Annotated in this window: 20 protein-coding genes; 6 read left to right on the top strand and 14 right to left on the bottom strand. The window is 71.1% G+C overall.

Annotated features, from left to right (window positions below; translation table 11 throughout):
• Positions 1–89 precede the first annotated feature (89 nt).
• A complete protein-coding gene (locus ACZ6NZ_RS21875; protein WP_366607009.1) occupies positions 90–818 on the top strand; it encodes an SDR family NAD(P)-dependent oxidoreductase in 729 nt (242 codons plus the stop codon).
• Between the two features lie 42 nt (positions 819–860).
• Here ACZ6NZ_RS21875 and ACZ6NZ_RS21870 read toward each other — a convergent pair whose 3' ends face one another.
• From ACZ6NZ_RS21870 to zwf, 3 genes are all read right to left on the bottom strand, one after another.
• The gene (locus ACZ6NZ_RS21870) at positions 861–986 is read right to left on the bottom strand and encodes an MFS transporter small subunit (RefSeq protein ID WP_465859893.1); all 126 of its coding nucleotides are present in this window, start codon (positions 984–986) and stop codon (positions 861–863) included.
• A complete protein-coding gene (locus ACZ6NZ_RS21865) occupies positions 983–2407 on the bottom strand; it encodes an OFA family MFS transporter (protein ID WP_465859892.1) in 1425 nt (474 codons plus the stop codon). Before ACZ6NZ_RS21865 ends, ACZ6NZ_RS21870 begins: the two co-directional genes overlap by 4 nt.
• A 213-nt stretch (positions 2408–2620) precedes the next feature.
• On the bottom strand, positions 2621–4000 hold the full coding sequence (zwf, locus tag ACZ6NZ_RS21860) for a glucose-6-phosphate dehydrogenase (RefSeq protein WP_465859891.1): 1380 nt from the start codon (positions 3998–4000) through the stop codon (positions 2621–2623).
• A gap of 213 nt (positions 4001–4213) precedes the next feature.
• Between zwf and ACZ6NZ_RS21855 the strand changes: the two genes are divergently transcribed.
• Entirely contained in the window at positions 4214–5809 is a 1596-nt protein-coding gene (locus tag ACZ6NZ_RS21855; RefSeq protein ID WP_465859890.1) for a beta-N-acetylhexosaminidase, read from the top strand.
• A 52-nt stretch (positions 5810–5861) separates the two neighbouring features.
• Here ACZ6NZ_RS21855 and ACZ6NZ_RS21850 read toward each other — a convergent pair whose 3' ends face one another.
• A complete protein-coding gene (locus tag ACZ6NZ_RS21850; protein WP_465859889.1) occupies positions 5862–6212 on the bottom strand; it encodes a hypothetical protein in 351 nt (116 codons plus the stop codon).
• A 288-nt stretch (positions 6213–6500) separates the two neighbouring features.
• Here ACZ6NZ_RS21850 and ACZ6NZ_RS21845 point away from each other — a divergent pair, with 288 nt between their 5' ends.
• Entirely contained in the window at positions 6501–7283 is a 783-nt protein-coding gene (locus tag ACZ6NZ_RS21845; RefSeq protein WP_465859888.1) for an alpha/beta fold hydrolase, read from the top strand.
• A gap of 32 nt (positions 7284–7315) precedes the next feature.
• Here the strand turns inward: ACZ6NZ_RS21845 and ACZ6NZ_RS21840 are convergent, their stop codons facing one another.
• The 3 genes from ACZ6NZ_RS21840 to ACZ6NZ_RS21830 all read right to left on the bottom strand — a co-directional run bounded on the left by ACZ6NZ_RS21840 (position 7316) and on the right by ACZ6NZ_RS21830 (position 10397).
• A complete protein-coding gene (locus ACZ6NZ_RS21840) occupies positions 7316–8968 on the bottom strand; it encodes a DUF885 domain-containing protein (RefSeq protein ID WP_465859887.1) in 1653 nt (550 codons plus the stop codon).
• A gap of 128 nt (positions 8969–9096) precedes the next feature.
• Positions 9097–9849 (bottom strand): hypothetical protein, encoded by a 753-nt coding sequence (locus tag ACZ6NZ_RS21835; protein WP_465859886.1) that lies wholly within the window; start codon positions 9847–9849, stop codon positions 9097–9099.
• Complete coding sequence (locus tag ACZ6NZ_RS21830; protein WP_465859885.1) at positions 9846–10397, bottom strand: AAA family ATPase; 552 nt, start codon at positions 10395–10397, stop codon at positions 9846–9848. Before ACZ6NZ_RS21830 ends, ACZ6NZ_RS21835 begins: the two co-directional genes overlap by 4 nt.
• Before the next feature lie 59 nt (positions 10398–10456).
• Here ACZ6NZ_RS21830 and ACZ6NZ_RS21825 point away from each other — a divergent pair, with 59 nt between their 5' ends.
• Complete coding sequence (locus ACZ6NZ_RS21825; protein ID WP_366607022.1) at positions 10457–11446, top strand: tyrosine-type recombinase/integrase; 990 nt, start codon at positions 10457–10459, stop codon at positions 11444–11446.
• A gap of 6 nt (positions 11447–11452) precedes the next feature.
• Here ACZ6NZ_RS21825 and ACZ6NZ_RS21820 read toward each other — a convergent pair whose 3' ends face one another.
• From ACZ6NZ_RS21820 to ACZ6NZ_RS21805, 4 genes are all read right to left on the bottom strand, one after another.
• Positions 11453–12142 (bottom strand): fasciclin domain-containing protein, encoded by a 690-nt coding sequence (locus ACZ6NZ_RS21820; RefSeq protein WP_465859884.1) that lies wholly within the window; start codon positions 12140–12142, stop codon positions 11453–11455.
• A gap of 91 nt (positions 12143–12233) precedes the next feature.
• The gene (locus ACZ6NZ_RS21815) at positions 12234–14309 is read right to left on the bottom strand and encodes a M14 family zinc carboxypeptidase (RefSeq protein WP_465859883.1); all 2076 of its coding nucleotides are present in this window, start codon (positions 14307–14309) and stop codon (positions 12234–12236) included.
• A gap of 228 nt (positions 14310–14537) precedes the next feature.
• Positions 14538–15338, bottom strand: a complete 801-nt coding sequence (locus tag ACZ6NZ_RS21810) for an alpha/beta hydrolase (protein ID WP_465859882.1) — start codon at positions 15336–15338, stop codon at positions 14538–14540.
• 108 nt (positions 15339–15446) lie between these two features.
• Positions 15447–16226 (bottom strand): endonuclease/exonuclease/phosphatase family protein, encoded by a 780-nt coding sequence (locus tag ACZ6NZ_RS21805; RefSeq protein ID WP_366607030.1) that lies wholly within the window; start codon positions 16224–16226, stop codon positions 15447–15449.
• A gap of 184 nt (positions 16227–16410) precedes the next feature.
• Here ACZ6NZ_RS21805 and ACZ6NZ_RS21800 point away from each other — a divergent pair, with 184 nt between their 5' ends.
• Entirely contained in the window at positions 16411–17181 is a 771-nt protein-coding gene (locus tag ACZ6NZ_RS21800; RefSeq protein WP_465859881.1) for a sulfite exporter TauE/SafE family protein, read from the top strand.
• Here ACZ6NZ_RS21800 and ACZ6NZ_RS21795 read toward each other — a convergent pair.
• On the bottom strand, positions 17178–17687 hold the full coding sequence (locus ACZ6NZ_RS21795; protein WP_366607033.1) for a peptide deformylase: 510 nt from the start codon (positions 17685–17687) through the stop codon (positions 17178–17180). The genes ACZ6NZ_RS21800 and ACZ6NZ_RS21795 overlap by 4 nt on opposite strands.
• A 32-nt stretch (positions 17688–17719) precedes the next feature.
• Positions 17720–18940, bottom strand: a complete 1221-nt coding sequence (locus ACZ6NZ_RS21790) for a chorismate-binding protein (RefSeq protein ID WP_465859880.1) — start codon at positions 18938–18940, stop codon at positions 17720–17722.
• A gap of 123 nt (positions 18941–19063) precedes the next feature.
• Between ACZ6NZ_RS21790 and ACZ6NZ_RS21785 the strand changes: the two genes are divergently transcribed.
• A complete protein-coding gene (locus ACZ6NZ_RS21785; RefSeq protein WP_007460326.1) occupies positions 19064–19264 on the top strand; it encodes a DUF5999 family protein in 201 nt (66 codons plus the stop codon).
• 149 nt (positions 19265–19413) lie between these two features.
• Here ACZ6NZ_RS21785 and gcvP read toward each other — a convergent pair whose 3' ends face one another.
• Positions 19414–22236: an aminomethyl-transferring glycine dehydrogenase gene (gcvP, locus tag ACZ6NZ_RS21780; protein ID WP_465859879.1), complete on the bottom strand. Its 2823-nt coding sequence runs from the start codon at positions 22234–22236 to the stop codon at positions 19414–19416.
• Between the last annotated feature and the right edge of the window lie 72 nt (positions 22237–22308).

Here is a 22308-nt window from a genome sequence, read left to right as displayed (position 1 = left end):
TGTGACCCTCCTCTCGAGGACCGGGCCGCGCCGGTCACGGTAGCGTCGGCAGGAGCATCGCGCAGCCGTCAGACTCCCCGGGAGGCACCGTGGCACCCGTCACCGTCATCACCGGCGGCGGCCGGGGCATCGGCGCGGCCACCGCCCGTCGGCTCGCCGCCGCCGGCCACCACGTGGCCCTGTGCTACCGCCGCGACGACGCCGCCGCCACCGCCGTCCTGGCCGACCTGCGGGCCACCGGCGCACAGGCCGTCGCGGTACGCGCCGACACCACCGACCCCGAGCAGGTGCGCGACCTGTTCGACGCCGCCGCGCAGCTCGGCCCGCTCACCGGCCTGGTCAACAACGCCGGCGTCACCAGCCTGATCGGACCGTTCACCGAACTGCGCGTCGAGGACCTGCGCCGGGTCGTCGACGTCAACCTCGTCGGGTACGTCCTCTGCGCCCAGCAGGCCGCCCACCGGCTCACCGACGGTGGGGCGATCGTCAACGTCTCGTCGGCGGCGGCGACCCTCGGCAGCCCGGGGGAGTACGTGCACTACGCCGCCGTGAAGGCGGCCACCGACACCCTCACCGTCGGCCTGGCCAAGGAACTCGCCCCGAGGGGCATCCGGGTCAACGCCGTGGCCCCCGGCATCGTGCGCACCGACATCCACGCCGACTCCGGGGTCCCCGACCGCGCCGACTCCGCCGTCGGTCGCATCCCGCTGGGCCGCGCCGGGGAACCCGACGAGATCGCCGCCGCCATCGCCTGGCTGCTCGGCCCGGACGCCTCGTACGCCACCGGGACCGTGCTGCGCGTCTCCGGCGGCCTGTGACGGTGCTGCGGGGTGCCGGCCGACGGCACCCCGCAGCGCACCTCAGTGGGTGAACAGCTTCGCCGCCGTGACGACGGTCTGGGCGATCCCGTAGCCGAGCAGCGCCGCCACCACCAACCAGGAGATCCACAACCGGGCCCGCTGCCCGGAACGGCTGTCCTCACTCATCGCGTACCACTCCTCTGCGCCGTCGTGTCCTCGTCCGCGTGCTGGTCCGGGTGCTCATCCGCCGCTGGCTCGTGGTAGCGCTGCGGCACCGGCCGCACCAGCAGGTTCGCCACGAAGCCCACGGCCAGCACGCCCACCATGGTGAACAGCGCCGGACGGTACGCCGCGGCGGTCAGCGAGCCCGGCTCGCCCTGCGCGTCGAGGAACCCGTTGACGATCAGCGGACCGGCGATCCCCGCCGCCGACCACGCGGTCAGCAGCCGACCGTGGATCGCACCGACCTGGAAGGTGCCGAACAGGTCCCGCAGGTACGCCGGCACGGTCGCGAAGCCACCGCCGTAGAACGACAGGATCACGCAGGCCAACAGCACGAACAGGGCCGTCGAGGTCTGCCCGACGAGCGCCAGCAGCGCGTAGAGCACCATGCCGACACCCAGGTACACCAGGTAGATCGGTTTGCGGCCGATGAGGTCCGAGGTGGACGACCAGACGAACCGCCCGGCCATGTTGAACAGCGACAGCAGACCCACGAACCCGCCGGCCGCCGCGACGGTCACCGCGGAGGCGCCGTTGTCGCGGAAGAAGTCCTGGATCATCGGGCTGGCCTGTTCCAGGATGCCGATGCCGGCGGTCACGTTGCAGAACAGCACCACCCACAGCAGCCAGAACGAGCGGGTCTTCACCGCGTTCGCCGCCGACACGTTCGCCGTGGTGACCAGCGGCTTCGCCGCCACGCTGGCGGGGTCGAAGCCGGCCGGCCGCCAGTCCGGCGCCGGCACCCGCACGTTCGCCACCCCGAACATCATGATCACGAAGTAGCCCAGGCCGAGCGTCACGAACAGCCACACCAGGGCGCTGCCCGACGCCGTCGACCCCGCGTTGGCCGGGTCGTAGCCGGCGTCGTAGAACGACAACAGTTGCCGCGACAGGGGAGAGGCGACCATCGCCCCACCACCGAACCCCATGATCGCCAACCCGGTGGCCAGACCCGGCCGGTCCGGGAACCACTTGATCAGTGTGGAGACGGGGGAGATGTAACCGATACCCAGCCCGATGCCGCCGAGCAGCCCGTAGCCCAGATACAGCAGCCACAGCTGCTTCGTGGCGATGCCCAGCGAGCCCACCAGGAACCCCGCCGCCCAGAAGCAGGCCGAGACGAACATGGCCTTGCGCGGCCCGTTCGCCTCCACCCAGGTCCCGGCGACCGCCGCGGACAACCCGAGCATCACGATCGCGATGCTGAAGATCACCCCGATCGCCGTCTGGCTGGTGTCGAAGTGGGCGATCAGCGAGTTCTTGTAGACGCTGGTCGCGTAGACCTGACCGATGCAGAGGTGGATGGCCAACGCCGCCGGGGGAATGAGCCACCGGCTGTAGCCGGGCGGCGCGACGGTGTGCCGACGATCGAGTGCGGAAAGCATGCGCTGCTTCCTCTCCGACGAGGACGAGAAACGTCGCCCCCAACGTGCCCACACCACACGTAAGCGGCAAACCTCACCGTCGCCGGACGGTCGACCCGCTGAGCTGAGCGGTCAGTCAGCGTCCGCGCGCCGCGCCCGTGACCGACTCGGCTCACGCACCGTCGCGACACCGCGACACCGCGGTCGGTCACGCCGCTTTCGTCAGTCGCGGCCTCAGCGCAGGTCCGGAACGTGCCAGCCGCCGGCCAACGCGTCGGCGTCCGCCGGACCCCAACCGCCCTTCTCGTACGACCGCACCGCCGTCGCCAGATCCAGGATCGGCGCGACGATGCGCCACTCCTGCTCGATCGTCTCGGCACGCGCGAAGCGCAGGTGCTGTCCGTCCATCGCGTCGTCGAGCAGCCGCTCGTACGCCTCCTGTCGGCGACCGAGAGCCGCGCCGAAGTCGACGGACAGGTCCACCGGACGGCTCGCCACCTCAGCACCCGGGCTCTTCGCCTGGATCGACATGGTGATGCCGTCACCGCGCCCGAGCCGGAACCGCAGCAGGTTCGCGGCGGGGGCCTGACCCCGCTCGGCCGGGATCAGCGAGCGCTGCGGCTGCTTGAACTCGACCACCACCTCCGTCGCCGTCCCCGCCAGGGACTTGCCGGCACGCAGGTAGAACGGCACACCCGCCCACCGGGGGGAGTCGACCGTCAACCGGGTCGCCACGAACGTCTCGGTGTTCGAATCCGCCGCCACGCCCGGCTCGTCGCGGTAGCCCGCGTACTGCCCCCGGACGGTGGAGTCCGGCGACAGCGGCGCGACCTGACGCAGCACCGCGGCCTCCGCCTCCCGGAACGCCGCGGTGTCCTCACTGACCGGCGCCTCCATCGCGATCAGCGCCACGACCTGCAGGATGTGGTTCTGCAGCACGTCCCGGGTCGCGCCCACGGTGTTGTAGAAGCCGGCCCGCCCCTGGGTGCCGAACGCCTCGGCGAGCGTCACCTGGATGTTGTCGATGTGCTCGTTGTTCCACAGCGGCTCGAACAACCGGTTGGCGAACCGGAAGGCGTAGAGACCCTCGACGGCTTCCTTGCCGAGGTAGTGGTCGATCCGGAACACCCGCTCCGGCGCGAAGGCCGCGCGCAGGGTGCGATCCAGTTCGCGGGAGGACTCCAGGTCACGCCCGAACGGCTTCTCCACGATCACCCGACCCCGGTCGGCCAGACCCACTGCCGCCAGGCCCTCGACGACGGCGCCGAACACCGCCGGAGGGATCGCCAGGTAGAAGACCGGCCGCTGGGCGTCGCTCAGTCGCTGCGCCAGCCGTTGGTACGTCGCCGGGTCCGCGTAGTCGCCGGAGATCATCGAGAGGTTGCCCGCGAGCCGGTCGAAGGTCTCGTCGTCGATCTCGTCCTGGGCCTCGGTGACCGACTTGCGGGCCATGGTGACCAACTGCTGATCGTCCCAGGCGGAGCGGGCCACACCGATCACCGGAACGTCGAGTCGGTCGCGCCGGGTCAACTCGTACAGCGCCGGAAACAGCTTCTTCGAGACGAGGTCTCCCGTGACGCCGAACAGCACTACCGCGTCTGAGCGCATGTGCATGGCACTTCCCATTCGATCATCCGAACCTGATCTTCCGAACGGACAACGGCACGACCCACTCCGGGAATTCCCCAGCGTGCGTCGCACGTGAGGACGGCGACACGCACCGCCGTGACGAGCCTTATCTTAAGGAAGGTTTACAGTGCAGGCGAAACGCCGGTAACCTGCGTAACCAATCGACAAACGTCGATCATGACGAGGCCTGGAGGTACCGTGCGTCGCCGACACACCACCACACGGCTGCTGGCCATAGCCGCACTCACGCTACCCGTCACCCTGCCCGCAACGCCCGCCGCCGCAGCACCCGCCGCACCAGCCCGACACCTCAGCGACGTCATCCCCGCACCGGTCGAAACCCACCCCGACGCACACAACACCTTCCGCATCACCCCCCTGACCGTCATCCGCACCACCCCCGGCTCAGCCGCCGCCTGGCAGGTCGGCCACCAACTCGCCACCACACTGCGCCCCGCCACCGGCCACGCCCTGCCCGTCCTGCCCGTACGCTCCACCCCGCTACCCGAGATCGCCCTGCTCATCGGCGGCACCGACGACCGCATCGGCCAGCAGGGCTACCAACTCGACGTCACCCGCCGCAGCGTCACCATCCGCGCCAACACCCCCGCCGGACTGTTCGCCGGCACCCAGACCCTGCGCCAACTGCTCCCCGCCCAGATCGAGGCACCCGACCGGCAGCGAACCACCTGGACAATCCCCGGCGGACGAATCATCGACCACCCACGCTTCGCCTACCGCGGCGCGATGCTCGACCTCGCCCGCCACTTCCACACCGTCGACGACATCACCGCCTACGTCGACCTGCTCAGCCAGTACAAAATCAACTACCTGCACCTGCACCTCACCGACGACCAGGGCTGGCGCATCCAGATCGACTCCTGGCCCCGCCTCACCACCGTCGGCGGCGGACCCGGCACCGGAGTCGACGGCGTCGGCCCCGGATACCTCACCAAAGCCGACTACAAAGCCGTCGTCGCCTACGCCGCCGCACGACACATCACGATCATCCCCGAGATCGACATGCCCGGGCACACCAACGCCGCCCAGTCGACCTACCCCGAACTCAACTGCGACGGCGTCGCACCGCCCCCGCGCACCGACATCGCCGTCGGCTACAGCTCCCTCTGCATCAACGACGAACTCACCTACCGCTTCGTCGAGGACGTCATCCGCGAAATCGCGGCCATCACCCCCGGACCATTCCTGCACATCGGCGGCGACGAAGCCCACGCGACCACCGACGAGGACTACCGCACCTTCATGAACCGGGTCCTGCCCCTGGTCACGAAGTACGGCAAACGCGCCTACGGCTGGAACGAAATCACCCGGGCCGACACCTCTACCGACGACGTCGCCCAGTTCTGGGGCACCGGCACCACAAACGCCAGCCTCGTCGCGGCCGCCGCCCGCGGCACCAAAGTCGTCATGTCACCGGCGAACAAGGCCTACCTCGACATGAAGTACGACGCCAACACCCGCCTCGGCCTACGCTGGGCCGGCCTGATCGAGGTGTCCGACGCGTACGGCTGGGACCCCGCCACCCGGGTCACCGGCATCGGCGAGAACGCCATCCTCGGCGTCGAGGCCCCACTGTGGTCCGAGACACTACGCACCCTCGACGACATCGAACACATGGCCTTCCCCCGCCTACCGGCGATCGCCGAACTCGGCTGGTCAACCACCGCCAGCCACGACTGGGAATCATTCCGCACCAGACTGGGGGAGCAGGCACCCCGCTGGCGACTGCAACAGGTCGACTTCTACCCGTCCCCACAGGTGCCCTGGACCTGACCCGTACCCCCGGTTCGTGGGCACCGGCCGACCCGGCCGGTGCCCACAACGCTCAGCGACCGCAGACGGTGTCCAACGCCTTCAGCGGCGGATCGAGATCCGGCGCCTCGATCTCGGCGGCCTTCGCACCGGCCAGGTGCTTCTCCACCCCCGCAGCCAGGGTCTCCAACGCGGTCCGCACCTGCGGATCGACAGCGGTCGGCGCCGCCGTCTTCAAGTCCTGCAACAGCGCCGTGTAGTGACCGCGAACCTTCGCGCCCGCCTCCTTGGCGCTCACCGGCTTGTCGATCGCGGCGATCGCATCGTCAGCCATCGCGACGTAGTGCTTCTTGACAAAAACGAGACTGGCGTCGCAGACCTGCTTGGTGTTCGCCGCCACGTCGACGGTCGGGCTCGGCGCCACGGTCGGAGACGGCGCGCCGGCCCCCTCATTCTCCTTCTCGGCAGGCTGGCAGCCCACAACGAGGCCGACGGTCGCGACCAGGCCAACCACAATACGGACAGACTTACTCGTCAAGGCGTTCCCCCGTGGTGATGTGCGGCCCCGCCGTTCACGGTGAACGGGCAGCGGCCGGAGCGCACCACTGTAGACACCACCCGCCGAAGACGCAGACCACCTTCACCCGCGGCCCACCCGGCATGAGACGTTGAACTCGAATCCCACCGCCGACAACCCCAACGAGGACCCCCGATGAACCTGGCGTTCGACCACACGGCGGAAACCGGACCAGCGGTGGTGTGCCTACCCATGTTCAGCACGAGCCGCGCCGCCACGGCCGCCGCCTTCCACCCCGCCCTCGCCGGCACCGGCCTCCGCGAGATCTACCTCGACCTACCCGGCCACGGAGACACCCCCGCGCACTGCCCTCCCACCTCCCAGGCGGTCCTGGACACCGTCTGCGCCTGGCTCGACCACCACCTCGACACGCCAGTCCTGCTCGCCGGCGGCTCCTACGGCGCGTACCTGGCCGCCGGCATCGCCCGCCAACGACCCGACCTCGTCCGCGGCCTGCTCCTCGTCTGCCCCGGTGTCACCATCGCCCGCCACAGCCGCAACCTGCCCGACGACCCACCACTCGAGGCACCCCCGGGCTGGCTCGACGCCGCTCCCACCGAACTGCACCCACATCTGGACGCCGCCCTGGGTCACCGCACCCCAACCGTCGTCGCGACGGTGCTCGCCGCGCTGAACTCCGGCGGCCCCGGCGACCCGACATTCCAACAGGCGTTGCAGAGCGGCCCCGACTACGCGCTGCCCGACGAGAACACCGAGATCGTCGTCGACAGCCCGGTGACCGTGATCACCGGCCGGCAGGACCGCATCGTCGGGTACGCCGACCAGTTCCGCGCCATGCGCCACTATCCGCGCGGCACCTACAGCATGATCGACGCGGCCGGGCACTACCTGCCCTACGAACAACCCGCTCTGCTGCGCTCGCTCACCCAGGACTGGCTGCGCCGTTCGCACACCTGACAGGCCGAGCTGGGGGAGCGGACCTTGTCCGGCTATCTACGCGGTCCCTGACGGGTTTCACTGCGATCCGCAAGTGGTGCTCGGTCACCCCGAAGAGCCACCGTCAACTGATCCAAGCCCATCGAACCCAACTCCAGCGCCTGACGATGGAACGCGCGCCGGTCGCCAGGGAAGGACGAACGGCCCGCCAGCCACACGCGCTCACCCACCTTGTAGGCCAACGCCTGCCCAGGCCGACCCAGGTAACGCGCAAGCTCGGCGGACGCGTAGGCCCCCTGATGACAGCGATCCCGCAACAGCTTCAGCGCCGCGTCCGCCGTCCACACGCCTCCATCGCCGGATGGCATCGCCAGCCGCAGGTGCAGGCCGATGTCGAGCACGACCCGTGCGGCGCGCAGGAGCTGCATGTACAGGTACCCCAGTCGAGCACCTGGCTGCTCATACAGCCCGAGCTCGTCCATGAACCGCTCCGCATACAGCGCCCAACCCTCCTGACTCCCGGAGAGGCCGCCGAGCAGATTCAGCCGCTGCCCGAGGCCGCCCCGGCAGGCTTCCGCGCCGAGGTGAAGGTGATGGCCGGGAACCCCCTCGTGAAAGGCGGTGCTGTAGGCGTACCAGGTAGGGAATGTCGCTGTGCCCTCCGGGACCGACCACCAGACCCGGCCCGGCCGCGCCAGGTCCCGTGACGGCCCTGTGTACGCGATGCCGGACGACGTGGCCAACCGCGACTCGATGCGCCTCAGCGGGGCGGGGATGTCGAAGTAGACACCGTCCAACCTCTCGGTAGTCGACTCCAACAGGTCCTGCAGCCACGCAGCGAACGACTCCCTACTGTGCAGCGTGCCAGGTGCGTCGGGACTGTTGAGCCGGGCGAGCACCTCCGGCACGCTGCCGCCCAGGGCCTCCGCCTCAGCGAGAAGCTCTGCCTCTGTCGCTCTGAACTCCTCCCAACCCCACTCGTACAGCTCGCGCAGGTCAGGTTGGGCCGCGAGGAAGGTACGCACCCAGAGCGCATACCGCTGCCGACCGAACGCCTCCTCCTCAACTGCCCGCGGTGCCAGGTCGACGGTCAGCCTCTCGGCGAGCTTCTGGTACGCCGCTCGCGAGCCCGCTGCTGCGGCTTGCAACGACGCCCGCTGACGCCCCTCGCCATAGCGATCCACCAGGGCAGCATCGTCGTCAGTCCAGGTGGGGCAGCGCTGCGCGACGAGCTCCACCTGACGGCGCGTCGGCACATCGCCGCGCTGCGCGGCGAGTAGGAGGCTGCGGGCGTACCCCTCCAGGGCCGCAGGGATCGCGGCCATGCGTGCGCCGACACGAGCCCAGCCCTCCTCGAAGGCCGCGTTCTCGGCGTCGCGGCCGGGAACCGCGGCTTCGACGGCTTGGCGGATGAGCTGAAGGGGACCGGTGGCCGCCACGTGCAGTTCGCGCAGATCCTCCCCGGCGTCGTGGAAGGCGACACGCGTGTGCAGCCGTTCGACGAGGTGGGCGTGCAGCGGGGTCCGGGCCGGCAGTGCCTCGATCTCGCGCAGGGCGCGGGCGGCCCGGTCCGCGCGGGCCTGATGGCCCTCGGGGCTGTAGTCGGTAAGCCCGTCGACGTCCTGTTCGCCAGCGTCGACCACGGCTGTGCAAGGGTCGAGGATGGCCATGTCGTGCAGAAGCCGCTCCACGAAATCCTCGATCACCTGGGCAATGTTAGGGCCTTGCGCCAGTTGCCATGGGGCAAGGTCGCATCGGTCCGGAACGATGTAAAGCTAATTCGATAATGCACATTATGTAAAGTAAGGCGTTCCAGGGCCCCCTCCGGCAGTGGTCAGTCGCGCGTCAGACCCGGCGGGCACGCGTCCTCGTCCGGCCCCACGAGACGCGCGTCGACAAGCGGGTTGCGGCGCAGGGCCGTGAGCACGGCCGCGCTGGCGCCGATGTCGGTCCAGGTGTCGTCCCACAGGGCGGAGACGAGCCAGGACCGATCCGCCGGGAAGAACAGGTCGGGCAACGCCCCGTCGCCACGCATGTGACCGGTCCGCCAGGTGAGAGCCTGCTCCGGCCCGGCCTCAATGAGCACGTACGACCAATCCCAGTAGAGCGACACCCGCCGGGCGTGCGGGAAGACCACGTCGTGGGCGCCGGTGTCGAGGAAACCCAGCCACCAGGGCTGATCGGATGTGCACCCCACCAGTTCGTCGATCACCGCGTGTTCGTGGGCGTCGAGGTCCACGCCGGCGGGCGGGTGGAACGTGCCGTACGCCTCGAACACCTGCGGGATCGCGGCGGTGACCGAGAAACCCGGCGTGGTACGCCCGGCGAGCCAGGCGACGTCGCTGGCCGTGCCGACCAGCCAACGCCGCCCGTCTCTGTCGACCCGGTCGGCGCCGGTTCGGATCGTCGCCTCGCGGGGTGCGGCGACCGCGGTGGGTGTCGCCGTCGGGGACCATCCGGGTCGGTCGGTCGCCTGCCACCGGTGCCCCTCGGGACAGACCCGTTGCACGGGGTCGCCCGGATCCCGGTACACGCTGGGCGTGCCGGGCCGACCACACTCGGGGCAGGTGGCAGCGGGTGACGTCATGTGCCGCACGATACGTGTTTCTCGATCAGGGCCACCCGTGTCCGCACCGGTCCGGCCGGTATGTCGACGAGGTGGTGCCCGTGCTCCTCGTACACCTGCTGGTGCAGGCGGGCGAAGGCCAGCGCGGCGGCGTAGCTGATCCGGCGCGCCGCGGTGTGCCGGATGAAGCCCAGCGGGCTGATCAGGAAGACCAGGCGTTGGTAGGTGCGCTCGCGCGTGATCCGGTCCACCTCGGCGGTCAGCGTCGGGCCGATCGGTCTGCCCAGGTGGCGGGCCAGTGCCAGAGTGCACAGCGGCGAGCGGTCGTAGAACTGCACCGGCTGACCGGCGTCGGTTCCGATCTGCCGGTGGTGTTGCAGCGCGGCGACGGTGTCGACGAAGTCGTCGTCGTGCCACGGTTCCGCGTACCCCCGTGCCTGCCTTTCGGTGATGAGGTCGGTGGCGGCCTCTCGGACGGTGAGGTGTCCCCTGCGGCGCAGGGCCTCGATGGTTGTTGTCTTGCCGGCGCCGGGCGCTCCGGTGAGGACGTATCGCCGGGGTGCTGGCATCTTCTCCCCCTCTGCCGGTCCCCTTCCAGGAAACCCGAGAATGCTGCATAATATCCCTTATGCATGACAAAAAGGACGAATCGCTCGGGGTGCTGATCGAGGAGTTCCTGACCGCTCGGGCCACCCGCAAGCCCTCCCCGCACACCCTGGCCGCGTACCGCAGGGATCTGCACACGGTCGCGGCCCTGGTCGCGGAGGCCACTCCCCTCCCCCTCGACGCACTGTCGATCACCGACCTCTCCCCCCGGGTGATGCGGGCGGCCTTCGCCCGGTTCGCCGCCCCCCGGGCGCCCGCGTCGGTGCACCGCGCCTGGTCCACCTGGAACAGTTTCTTCACCTTCCTGGTCGCCGACGGGTTCGTGGCGGGCAACCCGATGCCGGCGGTCGGGCGTCCCCGGGCGCTACTCCCCCAGCCGAAGCCACTGCGCGGCGCGGACACCCCCGAGGTGCTGCTGGCGTCCGTCGCGCGCGACGACGGGCGGCAACGCGACCCGTGGCCGGAGCGGGACGTGGCGGTGTTGGCGGTGGCGCTCTGCGCCGGGCTGCGCCTGTCGGAGTTGCTGGCGTTGCGCGTCGACTCGCTCGGCGGTCGGCCCGGTGAGCGGCGGGTCGAGGTGGTCGGCAAGGGTGGGCGGCCGCGGGTGGTGCCGATCGAGGCGGATCTGGACCGGGTGCTGCGGGACTACCTGGACAGTCGGGTGCGGCGATTCGGTTCGCGGTCGGTACGCCCCGACTCGCCGTTTCTGGTGGATCGGCGTGGTGAGCCGTTGCGCCGAGGTGGTCTGCAGTATCTCGTGGAGTCGTGTTACCGGCGGGCCGGCATCGGTGACCGGGTGCCGCGGGGTGCGCGGCTGCACGCGCTGCGGCACACCTTCGCGACCCGGTTGGCGGAGGACGGCGCGAGCGCTGCGGAGATCATGCGGTTGTTGGGGCACGCGTCGTTGGCGTCGTCGCAGACGTACATCGAGGTGACGGCCGGGCAGCAGCGTGACGCGGTCCGCGCCAATCGGACCAACCGCGCGTTGGCGGGTCTGGTGCCGCCGGGGTGAGGGTGGTCAGTGTGCGCGGTGGCCGGTGCCGTCGGCGGTGACGGGCAGGGGGCCGAGGACGGCGTTGATGATGTGGATGCGGGCGTTGGTGGCCCGGTAGTCGGCGCAGACCGTGTCGGCGCGGCCGCCGAGGCGGGCGGTGGGTCCGGTGCGGGTGACGGTGACGCTGACGCCGTCGAGGGTGGTGGCGGTGCCGGCGGTGCTCAGGTCGGCGATCGGGTGGTTGCCGGTGATGAGGTGGGCTTTCAGCAGGGTGCGGAGCTGGTCGGTGTGGTGGGTCATGAGGTCGTCCCAGTTGTCCTCGGAGAACGTGGCGGCGAAGGCGTCGTCGGAGGGGGCCAGGAGGGTGACGCCGCCGCCGGCGGGTAGGTCGGTGAGGACGCCGCTGGTGCGCAGTGCCGCTTCGAACGTGGTGAGGGTGGGGATCCAGCGCAGCGCCGCCTCGACGGGTTGCCCGGCGAGGAAGGTCGGGTTGCCGGGGTCGGTGCCGGTGGGTAGGGCGGCGCAGAGGGGCCCGGTGGGTTGGGGTGCGGTGCTCGCGGGTGCGGCGTCGGTGCGCGGGGTTGCGGGGCTGCCGGTGCAGGCGGCCAGGAGCAGGGCCGGCAGGAGCAGGCCGAGCGTGCGGCGGACGCGTCGAGCGCCGTGCGGTGTGCGGGATGGTCGGGGGTTTCGTGGTGCGGTGGTGGGGTGCGGCACGGCGGCCTCCACGGGTGCGGTGTTGCTGGTGGGGTGCCGGCGGCGCGGGTGTCGGTCCGCGCCGCCGGCGTGCTGGCTCGCTAGTGGTCGGTCACAGTGCCGCGCACTGGGTGGTGCGGGGGCCGTGGACGGTGTTGGCGATGCCGAGGTTGTGCGGGGTGGGGTTGTTGCCGGTGCAGGTGAGTGGGCCGCGGATGGTGGTGCCGGCCAGCACGGGTGCGTCGGTGGCGGTGGTGTTGCCGGAGAGGTCGACGGGGCCGGCGACGGTGGCGTCGATGATGGAGATCGTGCCGGTGGTGGCGATGCGGACCGGGCCGTTGATGGTGCTGTCGGCGAGCAGGACGCCGGCGGCGCCGGTGGCGGTGAGGGGGCCGTTGATGGTGGTTGCCGTGGTGACGAGTGCCGCGCCGGCTCGGACGGTGACTGGGCCGTTGATGGTGGCGTCGTTGGCGCAGGTGAAGCCGGTGACGGTCAGGGGTCCGTTGCGGCGGCCGGTGAGGGTGGGGTGGACGCGTTCGCCGTCGGTCAGCTTTTCCACGCCCTTGCTGTCGAGGAGCAGGGGGATGAGGCCGCGTTCGGGTTGGTTGAGGGAGACGTAGTGGTCGTCGCCGATGGTGATGACCTTCCAGCCGTGCGCGGCGATGCGTTGGGCGACGGTGGTGCCGACGCCGCCGGGTCCGTCGGTGCGGGCGCCGTTGTACTGGGCGTCGGTGAGTTTGTAGGCGCAGGGTGGGGTGTCGAGGATCAGGTCGGCGGGGGGCGCGTCGAGTGGTGGTGGGCTGTCGCCGGGGTGCGGTGCCGGGTGGGCGGGGATGGGGCGGGAGCCGCGGAAGACGAGCCGGCCGGTGTTGGCGGCTTGGGATTCGATGGCGTCGCTGCGGGCGGTCAGGATGTCGGCGCGGTCGGCGCGGTGGTAGTCGAGGAACTGGTGGAACGTCCAGAGTGCGGAGTAGGTCTTGCGGCGTCGGTTGTTGGCGGTGTTGCCCTCGTCGGGGCGGGTCTGGCCGCCGGAGCTGCGGAGTTCGAGCAGGGAGTTGGTGACGTTCTTGAGTCCGAGGGTGTTGCGGAGGATGGTCTCTTCGCTGAGGCCGACGTTGCCGCCGCCTTCGCAGCCGTAGGGGCAGGCCCACCAGCCGGCTTCGGCGCCTTTGGCGTACATGTGGCCTTCGATCATGTCCTGGGACTGGTCGAAGATGGGTTGGGCGACGTTCTGGTGCCGTGGGGGCAGCATCGGCAGGTCGCCGGCGCGGGAGTTGCCGAACTCGTGGCCGTCGTAGCCGGCGACGGGTCGGTAGTCGCGGACCATTGTGATGTACGCGGTGGTTTCGGGTTGGCGGATCAGGGAGTAGTCGCGGTTGAGGTCCTGGCCGGTGGAGTTGCCGCGGGTGTTGTTGGCGCGGCCGTCTCCGTTGATGGTGGGGACGATCAGGACGGTGGTGTGGCTGAGCAGGTCGGTGATGCGGGGGTCGGTGCTGAAGGCGAGTTGGCGGGCCATGATGAGGCAGGCTTCGCGGTCGCCGGGTTCGTTGCCGTGCACGTTGCAGTTGATGGCCACGGGTGCGGTGGCGGCGACGGCTTGCGGGGTGGCCGCGGGGGTGGGGTGGCCGATGACCATCATGTTGATGGGTCGGTTCTGGACGGTGCGGCCGAGTTCGACGACGCGTACGCGGTCGCTGAGGGCGTCGATGGCGGCGGTGTAGGCGTACTCGTCGGTGTCGGTGGTGTATTGGGCGGCGCGGGTGGTTTCCCAGCCGGTGCGCAGTTGCTCGCCGGGGGTGGTGGGGTTGCCCCAGGGTGCGGTGGTGGTGGCGGTGACCGGGTCGGAGTAGGGCTGTTCGGTGGTGCCGGTGCGGGCGCGTACGCGCCATTGGAAGGTGTCGCCGGGGTGGTAGCCGGCGTCGGCGAAGGTGGGTGCCTGTTGGTTGATCTGGCGGTTGGGTCGCCAGATGCCGACGATGGTGGGTGCGCCGGTGGGGGTGTTGTCGGCGTCGACGGGGGTGCGTTCGATCTGGTAGTCGGTGGCGCCGTCGACGGGTTGCCAGGCGAGGGTGGTGTATCCGTCGGCCTGGTGGGCGGTGAGGGCGGTGACCTGGTCGGGTGGTGCGGTGGTGTGGGCGTTGGCGGGGGTGGCCGCGGTGGTGAGGGTGAGGGTGATGAGGGTGGTCACGGCGATGAGGGTTTGTCGCTGGCGTCTCATGTGGCCTCCGACGGGTTGATCGTGGCGTGTCGACCAGCATGATCGTCGACGTCCGTCGATGCAATGATCTTGAGGGAATCTTGCGCCTTGTGGTCCGCTCCCCCGCTGGGTCTGCGGTCGGCGCGGTGTCCGGGGCACGTTCATACCGGCCGAGGGCGGCGTCGGGCGTCGACGGTCGGCGCGGTGAGGTGGTGTGGTTCAGCGGGCGTGGCGCAGGGCCCAGTCGAGGGCGACGTCGGCGATGCGCTGCCAGCCCTGCTGGGCGGGCAGCAGGTGCGCGTACCCCTCGAAGAACTCGACCTCGGTGATGGTGTCGCCGGTGTAGTGCGCGGCGTTGGAGCGCTGCACGCTGGGCGGCATGATGTGGTCCTCGGAGCCGGAGATGAACAGCAGCGGGGCGCGTTGGGCGTTGTGGTAGTCGACAGCGATGTCCTGGGGGCCGGGCAGCAGGTTGGCCAGGACGCTGTCCCAGAGGATGCCGCCGGCGGCGGGGATGGCGTAGCGCTCGTACAGGGCGCGGGACTCCTGCTGGTCGAAGGTGTTGGTGAACGCGTAGTGCCACTGTTCGAAGGTGAACCCGACGGCGCGGTGCCGGTTGGCGGGGTTGCGCAGCACCGGGAAGGTGGAGCGCAGTTGCGAGAAGGGGATGTTCCTGACGCCTTCGGTGGGCGCCGAGTTGAGGGCGACCGCCGAGGCGCCGTAGCCGCGGTCGAGCAGCACCTGGGTGAATGCCCCGCCGGCGGAGTGGCCCATGATGATCGGCGGCGTGGGCAGCGCGGCGACGACTTCGATGAGGTGGTCGATGACCTGCGGCGCGGTCAGCGTCTCCAGGGGGCTGGGGTCGGCGTTGATGGCCTCGACCTCGCCCTCCAGCCCGGGGTAGGTGGGGGTGAGCACCTGGAAGCCCTTGGCCTGGTAGTGGGTGACCCAGTGTTCCCAGCTGCGGGGGGTGACCCAGAACCCGTGGATGAGGACGATGGTGTCCGGCGTGTCGCTCACGGTCAGCTCCCTGTGGTGGCGGGGGTGGCGATGGCGCGACGGCGTGGTGTCGGTGATGCCTCACCTTAGACATTCGTGAGGCGCGATGCTGCCGGTTGGCGGTGATGCTCAGCCGAGGTCGACCAGCAGGGGGCGGTGGTCGGAGATGGTGGACGACGGCGCGGTGACCGCGCGTACGGGTGGGAGGGCGGTGAGGGCGTGCCGGTCGGCGAGGATGTGGTCGAGTTGGACGCGGGGCTGCCCGGACGGGTAGGTGGGGCGTCGGCCCAGGGGGTGCCAGCCGGAGATGAGCCGGGCCGCGCCGGCGGGGAGGTTGAGGTCGCCGAGCAGGACGCGGGGCCCCGGTAGCGCGCGCAGGGCGCGGACGGTCTGACGGAGTTGGCGGGCGTTCCAGCCGGGCACGAAGGACAGGTGGGTCGCGGCGACGGTGAGGGGGCCGTGCGGGGTGTCCAGGACGGCGGCGAGGATCACGCGGGGTTCGTCGTGCAGCAGGATGAGACCGCCGCGGGGGCCGGGCACGTAGACCGGTGAGCGTACCGGCGCCGGTTTGAGTCGGGTGACCTGCCAGCTGAGTACGGGGTGTCGGCTGATCAGGCCGATGCCGTAGCAGGGTTCCCCGTGGCCGTCGTCTTCGTGGCGCAGTGGGCGGAACTGTTCGCCGGGGGTGCCGACGACGGCGGCGGCGAAACGGTGGTGGGGTGCCCCGAGGGCGCGGGCGGCGATGGCGGTGAGGTCGAGGTTGCCGCTGCGGCGTTGGTCGCGGTCGACCTCCTGCAGGGCGAGTACGTCGGCGTCGAGGGCCCCGATGGCGGCGGCGAGTCGGTCGGGGTCGACGAGCCCGTCGGTGAGGGACCGTCCGTGCAGCAGGTTGAAGGTGGCCAGGCGCACTCCTGCACCTTACGTGCCCGTGGCATGGTTGCCGGGTGGTGAAGGTGTTGCTGTGTTCGGTTCTGGTGTTCGTGGCGGTCGGCGCGTTGGGGGTGTGGTTGCGGCGTACGCGGGGTCGTTGAGCAGGTGAGGCTGGCCACTCGGGTGCCAGGTGCGGGGTGTCGGGTAGGCAGAATTGCCGCCCGTGGACGCCGTGACGCTGAGTACTCTGCTGGCCGCCGCCGCGATGGCCGGGTGGGTCGATGCTGTGGTCGGTGGTGGCGGGTTGTTGCTGCTGCCGGCGTTGTTGGTGGCTGCTCCGGGGTTGCCGGTGGCCACCGCGCTGGGCACGAACAAGCTGGCCGCGATCTTCGGCACGGCCACGGCGGCGGCGACGTACGCGCGTAGGACGACTGTCGACTGGCGGGTGGCGGGTCCGGCGGCGGGGTTCGCGGTGCTCAGCGCGGGGGTGGGCGCGGCGCTGGCCGGGGCGGTGCCGGCGTCGGCGTACCGGCCGGTCGTGCTCGTGGTGCTGGTGTCGGTGGCGGTGTTCGTGCTGGTACGTCCCCGGATGGGGGTGGTGGCGGTGCCGTCGAAGCGCACCACGGTGCGGGTGGCGGCGGTGATCGCGGTGGCCGGGGTGGGGATCGCCCTGTACGACGGGTTGATCGGCCCGGGTACCGGCACGTTCCTGGTGTTGGCGTTCACCGCCCTGGTGGGTGCGGACTTCGTGCACGGCTCGGCGATGGCGAAGGTCGTCAACGCGGGGACGAACCTGGGCGCGTTGGTGGTGTTCGCGGTGACCGGGCACGTGTGGTGGCTGTTGGGCGCGGGCATGGCGGTGTGCAACATCGCCGGCGCGGTGCTGGGGGCGCGGATGGCGTTGCGGCGCGGCGCCGGGTTCGTGCGGGTGGTGTTGCTGGTGGTGGTGGTGGCGTTGGTCGCGAAGCTGGGCCACGACCAGTGGGTGAGCTAGCTGCGGCGGCTGGGTGAGTCGAAGCGTCCGGCGCGGATCTCGCGCAGGGCGCGGCGGCGGGTGTCGCCGCGCAGGGTGTCGACGTAGAGCCGCCCGGCGAGGTGGTCGGTCTCGTGTTGCAGGGCGCGGGCGAGGAACCCGCTGCCGGTGATGGTCAGCGGCTCGCCGTTCTGGTCGACGCCGTGTGCGGTGGCGTGCAGGGCCCGCACGGTCGGGAAGTACAGCCCGGGGATGGACAGGCAGCCCTCGTCGTCGTCCTGGAGTTCGTCGGACAGTTCCAGGGTGGGGTTGATGAGGTGGCCGCGGTGCCCGTCGGCGTCGTAGACGAACACCTGGGCGCTGACGCCGATCTGGGGTGCGGCGACGCCGGCGCGGCCGGGGGCGCCGAGCAGGGTGTCCATCAGGTCGGTGACGAGGGCGCGTAGCTCGGCGTCGAAGGTGGTGACCGGTTCGCATCCGGTGCGCAGGACAGGGTCGCCGATGATCCGGATGGGCCGCATGGTCATGGGGTTCAGCGTATCGCCGTGTGGTGCCGCGGTCAGCGCCCGGCCAGGGTGGCGCGGATCGGGCTGGTTTTCGCGGCGGCTTCGGCGACCTCGGCGTGTGCGTCGCTGTCCCAGGTGATGCCGCCGCCGGCCCAGGTGTGCAGTCGGTGGCCGTCGGCGGCGGCGGTGCGGATGGTCAGGCCCAGGTCGACGTGGCCCGGGGCGACCCACCCCAGCGCGCCCATGCTGGCGCCGCGTCCGACGGGTTCGAGGGCGTTGATCTGGGTGAGGGCGGCGAGTTTCGGGGCGCCGGTGACGGAGCCGCCGGGGCAGGTGGCGCGCAGCAGGTCGGCGAGGCCGAGGCCGTCGGCGGCGGTGGCGCGCACTGTCGATTCGGCCTGCCACAGGTCGCACCAGCGGCGGACGGCGAACAGGTCGTCGACGGTGACGGTGCCGGTGCGGGCGATGCGGGCGAGGTCGTTGCGTTCCAGGTCGACGATCATGATGTGTTCGGCGCGTTCCTTGGCGCTGGCGAGCAGTTCGGCGCGGCCGGTGGCGGTGGCCGGGCGGGTGCCCTTGATCGGTCGGGTGATCACCTGCCCGTCGGTGACCTCGACGAGGGTTTCCGGGGAGGCGCAGCCGATGGCCCAGCCGTGGCCGGTGAGGACGCCGCCGTAGCGGGCGCCGGGGAGCGCGCTGAGGCGGTTCAGGGCGGGCAGCGGGTCGCCGGTGTAGGGGGCGAAGGCGTGGCCGACGAGGTTGCTCTGGTAGACGTCGCCGCGGCTGATGGCGGCGCGGACCGCGTCGACGGCGTCGGCGTGCTGGGTGGGGGTCCAGCTCTCGACCCAGTCGCCGAGCCACCACGGTGGTGGTGGTCCGGGTCGGGTGACCCGGGTGGGGCCGTGGTGGTAGACGACGACGGCGAGGTCGGGTAGGCCCGGTGCGGGCTCGGGCGCCGCGGCGGGTGCGCCGGCCAGCAGCGCCCCGGCGGCGGCGGAGAGGTACAGCGCCGCGCCGCAGACGCCGGTGCCGTGCTGGCCGGGGGCGGGTCGGGTCAGGTCGTGCAGGGGGAGGCCGTGCGCGGCGAGGAACTCCTCGGCCAGGGTCGCGGGGTCTCCGCCGTCGCCGCGGGACCAGTGCAGGCGGGCGCGTTCGGTCAGCGCGCCCCGGCATGCGGCCGGCGCGGCGGGTACATCGACAGACGCGACCGGGCCGCTGGTCGCGGCGCACACCTTTGGGAGCGTTTCCACGCCGTACGGTCCAACCTTCCTCATCCGTTCAGTGGATTTCCCGTGCACCAGGCGGGCACCTGCTCGATGTTGGACACTTTCGCTTGGTACTGTGCGTCACTGGTCATGTGAACCATGACACAGTGCCCCCACAGTCCGGAGAACCCGATGTGCCAGCACCAACCGACCTGCCCCTCCGCTGAAGCCACCGACCGGGAAGCCGCGCGAGTGCTCGCCTGCTTCCGTGAGCAGGGCTGGAGCCTGCTCTGCAATGGTGTCATCGTCTTCGAGGACACCGGTGAGTTGCTCCCCGACGGCAGCAGCATCGCACCGCACCGCGGCCCCGCCCGCCACGCCCTCGTGGCCTGACCGACCACTCAGCGTCACCGTTTAGCCGCGCGTCACCGTTTAGCCGCCGCCGACCCAGGCTAGTCCCCCGGTAAGGGACACCACGCCCAGGTCGTCGCGGCTGCCGGGGCGGCTCGCAACCGCCCGCCCCGGCACGCCCGTCGCCAAGCTCAGTCTTCGAACGCCTCCGGCGACGGGCACGAGCAGACCAGGTTCCGGTCGCCGTACGCGCCGTCGATGCGCCGCACCGGCGGCCAGTACTTCCCGGCCCGGTCCACCCCGGCCGGGTACGCGCCCACCGACCGCGGGTACGCGTGCGACCACTCGTCACCGCTGACCATCGCCGCGGTGTGCGGCGCGTTGGCCAGGGGGTTGTCCCCCGCCGGCCACGCCCCGGAACCCACCTGCTCGATCTCCGCCCGGATCGCGATCATCGCGTCGCAGAACCGGTCCAGCTCGGCCAGGTCCTCGCTCTCGGTCGGCTCCACCATCAGCGTTCCCGCCACCGGGAACGACATCGTCGGCGCGTGGAAGCCGTAGTCGATCAGCCGCTTCGCCACGTCGTCCACCGTCACCCCGGTCGCCTTCGTCAACGGCCGCAGGTCGAGGATGCACTCGTGGGCCACCAGGCCCTTGTTCCCGGCGTACAGCACCGGGAAGTGCCCCCGCAGCCGGGCCGCCACGTAGTTCGCGGCGAGGACCGCCACACCGGTGGCCCGGGTCAGCCCCTCGGCGCCCATCATCCGCAGGTACGCCCACGGGATCGGCAGGATCCCCGCCGACCCGTACTTCGCCGCCGAGATCGCCGGGGTGGCGTCGACGTGCGCGCCCAGCGGGTCACCGGGCAGGAACGGCGCCAGGTGCGCGCGCACCGCCACCGGGCCCACCCCCGGGCCACCGCCGCCGTGCGGGATGCAGAACGTCTTGTGCAGGTTCAGGTGCGACACGTCCGCCCCGAACTGACCGGGCTTGGCGAACCCGACCAGGGCGTTGAGGTTCGCCCCGTCGACGTACACCTGCCCGCCGGCGTCGTGGACCTTCGCGCACAGCGACGCGATACCCGTCTCGTACACACCGTGCGTGGACGGGTACGTCACCATGATCGCGGCGAGCGCGTCGCGGTGCTTGTCGATCTTCGCGTCCAGGTCGACGAGGTCGACGTTGCCGTCGTCGTCGCAGGCCACCACCACGACCCGCATCCCGGCCATCACCGCCGACGCCGCGTTCGTGCCGTGCGCCGACGACGGGATCAGACACACGTCGCGGTGCGTCTCCCCCCGCGACGCGTGGTACGAGCGGATCGCCAACAGGCCGGCCAGCTCCCCCTGCGAACCGGCGTTGGGCTGCACGCTGACCGCGTCGTACCCGGTCACCTCGGCCAGCCACGACTCCAGTTGGCCGATCATCTCCCGGTACCCGACGGTCTGCGCGTCCGGCGCGAACGGGTGGATGTGCGCGAACTCCGCCCAGCTGACCGGCTCCATCTCGGTGGTCGCGTTCAGCTTCATCGTGCACGACCCGAGCGGGATCATGCCCCGGTCCAGGGCGTAGTCGAAGTCCGACAACCGCCGCAGATAGCGCAGCATCGCCGTCTCCGAGTGGTGGCTGCGGAACACCGGGTGGGTGAGGTAGTCGCTGCCGCGCGTCAGGTCGACGGGCAGCGCCGCGTCCCCGTCGCCGTCGAACGCGGGCACCCCGAACGCCGCCCACACCAGCGCCAGGTGCGCGGCGGTCGTGGTCTCGTCGCAGGACACCCCCACCCGGTCGGCGTCGACCAGCCGCAGGTTGACACCACGCTGCGCGGCGGCGGCCACCACCTCGGCAGCCCTGCCGGGCACGGTCACGGTGACGGTGTCGAAGAACGCGACGTCCGCGACGTCCATCCCACCGGCGCGCAACCCGGCCGCGAGCCGCGCCGCCATCGCATGGGTACGCGTCGCGATGGCGCGCAGCCCGTCCGGGCCGTGGTACACGGCGTACATGCCGGCCATCACCGCCAGGAGCACCTGCGCGGTGCAGATGTTGCTGGTCGCCTTCTCCCGGCGGATGTGCTGCTCACGGGTCTGCAACGCCAACCGGTAGGCCGGGTTGCCGTCCGCGTCGCGTGACACCCCGACCAGACGCCCGGGCAGCATCCGCTCCAGGCCCGAACGCACCGCCAGGTAACCGGCGTGCGGCCCACCGAAGCCCATCGGTACGCCGAAACGCTGGGTGGTGCCGGCGGCGATGTCCGCGCCGATCTCCCCCGGCGCGCGCAGCAGCGTCAACGCCAGCAGGTCCGCCGCCACGGTCACCAGGGCGCCGGCGGCGTGCGCCGCCTCCACGAGCCCGGCGTGGTCGCGCACCGCCCCGGACGCCCCCGGGTACTGCAGGTGCAGGCCGAAGAACTCCTCCGGCAACTCGTCGCGCTGCACGTCGAGGACCCGCACGTCGATGCCGAGCGGCACGGCCCGGCTGGTGATCACCGCGATGGTCTGCGGCAGGGCGTCGGCGTCGACGACGTACACGCCGCTCTTGGTCTTGGAGGCCCGGCGGGCGAGGGTCATCGCCTCCGCCGCCGCGGTGCCCTCGTCGAGCATGGAGGCGTTCGCGGTGGCCAGGCCGGTCAGGTCGGTGACCATGGTCTGGAAGTTCAGCAACGCCTCCAGCCGGCCCTGGCTGATCTCCGGCTGGTACGGCGTGTACGCCGTGTACCAGGCCGGGTCCTCCAGGACGTTGCGGCGGATCACCGCCGGGGTGTGCGTGCCGTGGTACCCCAGGCCGATCATGGAGACGGCGACGGTGTTGCGCGCCGCGAGGGCCCGCAGCTCGGCGATCGTCTCGGCCTCGGTGGCGGCCTCCGGCAGGTCGAGGGTGCCGTGCCAGCGGATCACCTCGGGGATCGCGGCGTCCATCAGCTCGTCGATCGAGTCGTGCCCGACGACCTCCAGCATCCGACGCTCGTCGTCGGGGCCGGGACCGATGTGACGGGTGGCGAACTGCTCTGCGGTCATCAGGGGCACTCCCGGGGCGAGGTCGACGTGTCGGCCTCCCCCTCTGTCGCACCCACAGGGGCACTCCACAGT

The sequence above is a fragment of the Micromonospora sp. NPDC047756 genome, from assembly GCF_055587245.1.
Note: the sequence above shows the minus strand (reverse complement) of the source record. Positions and strands in the feature narration are given on the sequence as shown.